The following is a 2,500-nucleotide window of genomic DNA, read 5'->3' on the forward strand; positions in this document are numbered from 1 at the left end:
TGTCTCCTGTAAGGAGCGCACCCTTATTCGGTGCACCGATTTGTTCTGGCACATTGTGCTCTGGATTATTATAGCATAAAGGCCGCTTTATGCGGCCTTTTGGTGAGGGCTTGAGCCCTTTTTTGTGAATGAGAAGATGTTTGTGTTGCGTTTTGCAGACCTGGCAGCGACCTACTCTCCCGCGTCTTGAGACGAAGTACCATTGGCGCTGGGGCGTTTCACGGCCGTGTTCGGAAAGGGAACGGGTGCAGCCGCCCCGCGATAACCACCAGGTCGGCAAAACGCAACAACGAAAGTTGTTTTCGAGAAGCTGGGAAGCTTGCGCTTCATTTAATTTAACACGTCTTTCTCTGACTGGCCCGTATTCCACCTTTGCTCGAGATCGAGCGAGGCAGCCATACAGGACGCTAGTCCGTCGCCAATCGTTTGGCGCGCCGTCCGCAGGGCCTTTGGCCCGTGAGGACAGAAGATGATGTCATCAAGCTCTGCTTGATGAACATATTCAATGAGAACGAAGAAGTCGATCGAGCTATTAGTAACGGTAAGCTTCACACATTGCTGTGCTTCCACACCCGTCCTATCAACGTGGTCGTCTTCCACGGCTCTGATAGGGAACACTCGTTTTCAGGTTGGTTTCCCGCTTAGATGCCTTCAGCGGTTATCCATTCCGTATATAGCTACTCTGCTATGCCCTTGGCAGGACAACAGATCCACCAGAGATACGTCCATCCCGGTCCTCTCGTACTAGGGACAGATCCTGTCAATATTCCTACACCCACGGCAGATAGGGACCGAACTGTCTCACGACGTTCTGAACCCAACTCACGTACCGCTTTAAATGGCGAACAGCCATACCCTTGGGACCTGCTCCAGCCCCAGGATGCGATGAGTCGACATCGAGGTGCCAAACAACCCCGTCGATATGGACTCTTGGGGGTCATCAGCCTGTTATCCCCGGCGTACCTTTTATCCGTTGAGCGATGGCCCTTCCACACGGGACCACCGGATCACTATGACCGACTTTCGTCTCTGCTCGACTTGTCAGTCTCGCAGTCAGGCTAGCTTATGCCATTGCACTCGACGACCGATTTCCGACCGGTCTGAGCTAACCATCGCGCGCCTCCGTTACTCTTTCGGAGGCGACCGCCCCAGTCAAACTACCCACCATACACTGTCCCGGATCCGGATAACGGACCGCGGTTAGACATCCACGAAGATAAGGGTGGTATTTCAAGGATGGCTCCACAGAAACTGGCGTCCCTGCTTCAAAGCCTACCACCTATCCTACACATGCCTTGGCGAATGCCAGTGTAAAGCTATAGTAAAGGTGCACGGGGTCTTTCCGTCTGACCGCAGGAACCCCGCATCTTCACGGGGAATTCAATTTCACTGAGTCTATGTTGGAGACAGCGGGGAAGTCGTTACGCCATTCGTGCAGGTCGGAACTTACCCGACAAGGAATTTCGCTACCTTAGGACCGTTATAGTTACGGCCGCCGTTTACTGGGGCTTCAGTTCAGAGCTTGCACCCCTCCCTTTAACCTTCCAGCACCGGGCAGGCGTCAGACCCTATACGTCGTATTGCTACTTCGCAGAGCCCTGTGTTTTTGATAAACAGTCGCTACCCCCTGGTCTGTGCCACCCCATCATAGTTGCCTAAAATGGGGTCACGCTTCTTCCGAAGTTACGCGTGCAATTTGCCGAGTTCCTTCAACATAGTTCTCTCAAGCGCCTTGGTATACTCTACCTGACCACCTGTGTCGGTTTCGGGTACGGTCTATACGGTGGAGCTATTTCCTGGAACCTCTTCGCCGCACATTCAATCCAATAAGAATGTACAACACACGAGATCCGTCACTACCACCAGGCCCACGAATATTAACGTGGTTCCCATCGACTACGCGTGTCCGCCTCGTCTTAGGGGCCGGCTAACCCTGCTCAGATTAACTTTAAGCAGGAACCCTTGGTCTTTCGGCGAGGGAGTCTCTCACTCCCTTTATCGTTACTCATGTCAACATTCGCACTTCCGATATCTCCAGCAGCCCTCACGGGTCCGCCTTCACAGACTTACGGAACGCTCCGCTACCACTGAAGCAACCCGAAGGTTGCCACAATCCTCAGCTTCGGTGCATGGCTTTAGCCCCGTTACATTTTCGGCGCAAAGACCCTTATTTAGACCAGTGAGCTGTTACGCTTTCTTTAAATGATGGCTGCTTCTAAGCCAACATCCTGGTTGTTTTGGGATCCTCACATCCTTTCCCACTTAGCCATGACTTGGGGACCTTAGCTGGAGGTCAGGGTTGTTGCCCTCTTCACGACGGACGTTAGCACCCGCCGTGTGTCTGCCGACTAGTACTCCTCGGTATTCGGAGTTTGGTTAGGATCAGTAAGACGGTGAGTCCCCATAGCCCATCCAGTGCTCTACCCCCGAGGGTATTCGGTCGACGCTCTACCTAAATAGATTTCGCGGAGAACCAGCTATTTCCGAGTTTGATTGGCCT

At 53.0% G+C, this 2,500-nt stretch carries 2 rRNA genes (1 of these 2 cut by a window edge); both read right to left on the reverse strand.

Features of this window, described 5'->3' with window-relative positions:
• Positions 1-158: 158 nt before the first annotated feature.
• Positions 159-273: ribosomal RNA gene (rrf, locus tag CFB10_RS23540) — 5S ribosomal RNA — on the reverse strand.
• 238 nt (positions 274-511) lie between these two features.
• Positions 512-2,500, reverse strand: a 23S ribosomal RNA gene (locus CFB10_RS23545) (it continues 959 nt past the right edge of the window).

This window comes from Agrobacterium sp. 719_389, from assembly GCF_900188475.1.
Classification (GTDB): domain Bacteria; phylum Pseudomonadota; class Alphaproteobacteria; order Rhizobiales; family Rhizobiaceae; genus Agrobacterium; species Agrobacterium radiobacter.